3 protein-coding genes are annotated in these 2,826 nt (G+C 71.5%); 2 read left to right on the top strand and 1 reads right to left on the bottom strand.

Going from position 1 to position 2,826, the window contains the following annotated elements; translation table 11 throughout:
- Nucleotides 1-51 precede the first annotated feature (51 nt).
- On the top strand, nucleotides 52-987 hold the full coding sequence (locus ACFU99_RS39780) for an oxidoreductase (protein WP_384402457.1): 936 nt from the start codon (nucleotides 52-54) through the stop codon (nucleotides 985-987).
- A 24-nt stretch (nucleotides 988-1,011) separates the two neighbouring features.
- Here ACFU99_RS39780 and ACFU99_RS39775 read toward each other — a convergent pair whose 3' ends face one another.
- Nucleotides 1,012-1,464, bottom strand: coding sequence for an iron chaperone (locus ACFU99_RS39775; protein ID WP_384402454.1), 453 nt, complete (start codon nucleotides 1,462-1,464; stop codon nucleotides 1,012-1,014).
- Nucleotides 1,465-1,761: 297 nt separating this feature from the next.
- On the opposite strand from ACFU99_RS39775, the gene ACFU99_RS39770 reads away from it, so the two are divergent.
- Nucleotides 1,762-2,784, top strand: coding sequence for a LuxR C-terminal-related transcriptional regulator (locus ACFU99_RS39770; protein WP_384402451.1), 1,023 nt, complete (start codon nucleotides 1,762-1,764; stop codon nucleotides 2,782-2,784).
- Nucleotides 2,785-2,826: the final 42 nt, after the last annotated feature.

Below are 2,826 nucleotides of genomic sequence, written 5' to 3'. Positions count from 1 at the left end.
ACTTCCGACCGGCAGTGTGCCGGACGCCCTTGACCGAGGAGAGGCAGGGCCATGCCCCGTGTTCCCCGCACCTGGACCTTCGACTCCATCCCCGACCAGTCCGGCCGCCTGGCAGTGGTGACCGGGGCCAACAGCGGCATCGGCGAGGTCACCGCCGGGGTGCTCGCCCGTCGCGGCGCCCATGTCGTGCTGGCCTGCCGCAGCCCCGAACGGGGGCGGGCGGCGCTGGGCCGGCTGCTTGCCGAGACGCCCGGCGCGCGGGCCGAGGTGCGCCGCCTCGACCTGGCCGACCTCGCCTCCATCCGTGCCTTCGCCGACGGCTGGGGCCACGGCCGGCTCGACCTGCTGGTCAACAACGCCGGTGTGGCGATGGTGCCGTTCGCCCGGACCGCCGACGGCTTCGAGTCGCAGTTCGGGATCAACCACCTGGGCTCCTTCGCCCTGACCGGACTGCTCCTGCCCCACCTGCTCGCCGCGCCCGATCCCCGAGTGGTCGCCGTCAGCAGCGAAGGCCAGCGATTCGCCCGCCTCGACCTGTCCAACCTCAACGCCGAACGCCGGTATCGCACCGATGCCGCCTACGGGCAGTCCAAGCGGGCCAATCTCTACTTCGCCGCCGAGCTCCAACGCCGCGCCGACGCCGCCGGCCTGACGCTGCGCAGCATGGCCGTCGCCCCCGGACTCACCCGCACCAACGTGCTCACCGGCGGTGCCAACAGCGACCGGGGGCGGATCTACCAGACGTTGATCCGCCTCCTGATCCGCGTCGCCTTCCGCCCCACCCCCGAAGGCGCCAAGACCTCCCTGTACGCGGCGACCGTCGCCGACCTGACCGGCGGAACGTACGTCGTGCCCGACGGGCCGCTGCAACTGCGCGGCGAGCCCGTCCGGCGCGACCGGGAGCGCGCCCTCCACGACACCGACACCGCCCGCCGACTGTGGGAGCTGTCCGAGAAGCTCACCGGAGTCAGCTTCCTCAAGGCTTGATACCGGAGCCGCCGGGCGCTCGGCTCAGCTCACCGCCTGCTTCACGAGGGCGCTGATGCGTGCCTCCACCTCATCCGTCACCTCGGTCAGGGCGAAGGCGTTCGCCCACATCGTGCCCTCGTCCAGCTTCGCGAGGTCGCTGAAGCCGAGCGTCGCGTAGCGGGCCTTGAACTTCGCCGCGCTCTGGAAGAAACAGAGGATCTTGTCGTCGAGCGCGTAGGCCGGCATTCCGTACCAGAGCTTCGGAGCGAGCTCCGGGGCGGTGGAGGTGACGACGGCGTGGACCCGCTCGGCCATGATCCGGTCCGAGCCCTCCATCTCGGCGATCTTCGCCAGCACGTCCCGCTTCGCCTCGGCGGCCTTCTCGGCGCGCGAAGTGCGGCGGGACGCCTTCTTCAGTTCTTGGGCATGGTCCTTCATCGCGGCCCGCTCCTCGGCGGTGAAACCCTCGTGCTTGCTGTCGTCGGCGCTGCTCATAGCGGTTCTCCCCTTGAGGATCCGGAAGGCTCGATCGTGGACGCGGACGCGTGGGAGGCAGGGCTCCGCCACCCCCGCCGTCGGCTCGTGCCATACCGACGGCGACTGAGAAACGAGCGTAATGCGGGGCACTGACAACGGCGCGGCGCGAGCCCGGCGCGGGGGAGCCGAGCTGCGGGAGCCGTAGCCGATCTTCGTGCCGCCCGTTAGCCTCGGCCTTCACGAGGAGGCCCCACTCCTCGGGCGAACAGGAGAAGAGCACCGAGCCGTACCCGCGTGTCCGCAAGGAGTCGTCCGTTGCTTCCGTTTCTCGGCGTGCAGGGGAATACCGAAACCGTCTACCGGGCCATGCTCCGCCACCAGGAGCTGTCCGTCGAAGAACTCGCCGCCCGTCTGTCGCTGTCCACCGACGACATCCGTGCCGCTCTGGACGTGCTCTTCGATTGCAGACTGCTCAGGGAGTCCTACGAAAACCCCGGCCAGCTCTTCGCCGTCGACCCCATAGTGGGCCTCCAGGAACTGCTGGCCCGCGAGCGGCAGGAACTGCTGGAGCGGCAGCAGCGGATCGCCGACAGCCAGCAGCTGATCGCCCGCATGCTGGCGGAGAACGGGCGGCGGGCCGTGAACAACCGGACCGCCCGCGACGGGACCATGCGCGACCCGGCCGGTGACGAGAGCGGCGCCGAGCGGCTCGACGGCCTCACGGCCGTGCGGCAGCGGATCGAACAGCTCGCGTGCAACGCCTCCCGCACCGTGGTGACCTTCATGCCCGGCGGCGCCCAGCCGCCGTCGTCACTGGCGGCCGCGCGCCGCAACGACGAATCGGTGCTCCTGCGTGGAGCGGCCGTCCGCACCGTCGGCCTGGACGCCATCCGCCGGGACCCGGCCACCCTCGACTACGCCCGCTGGCTCACCGCCCGCGGCGGCGAGTTCCGTACAACGCCGAGCCTGCCGCCCGGCATGGTCCTCGTCGACAGCGCGACGGCCCTCCTGCCCGTCGACCCCGCCGACACCGGACAGGGCGCGCTCTGCCTCACCAGACCGGGCGTGGTCGCGTCCCTGGTCGCGCTCTTCGAGTGCGTCTGGGACGTCGCCACCCCGCTCGGCGCGGACTGCGAGACCGGCCGGGCCGGGCTGTCCGAGCCGGAGCGCGAACTGCTCCTGCTCATCGCACAAGGGCACACCGACGAGTCCGCGGCCGCCCAGCTCTTCATCTCGACCCGCACCTCCCGCCGCATGATGGCCTCGATCATGGAGCGCCTCGGCGCGCGCAGCCGCTTCGAGGCGGGCGTCAAGGCCGCACAGCACGGCTGGCTCTGACGCCCGCGCCCTTCTTCCCCGTACGCCCGCGACGTACCGGGA

Origin of the sequence: Streptomyces sp. NPDC057654 (assembly GCF_042800135.1) — a bacterium.
GTDB lineage: Bacteria > Actinomycetota > Actinomycetes > Streptomycetales > Streptomycetaceae > Streptomyces.
Note: the sequence above shows the minus strand (reverse complement) of the source record. Positions and strands in the feature narration are given on the sequence as shown.

Excerpts from the sequence above, each read along its gene's own strand:
- ACFU99_RS39780 (WP_384402457.1), top strand. The coding sequence starts at position 52 with ATGCCCCGTGTTCCCCGCACCTGGACCTTCGACTCCATCCCCGACCAG.
- ACFU99_RS39775 (WP_384402454.1), bottom strand. The coding sequence starts at position 1,464 with ATGAGCAGCGCCGACGACAGCAAGCACGAGGGTTTCACCGCCGAGGAG.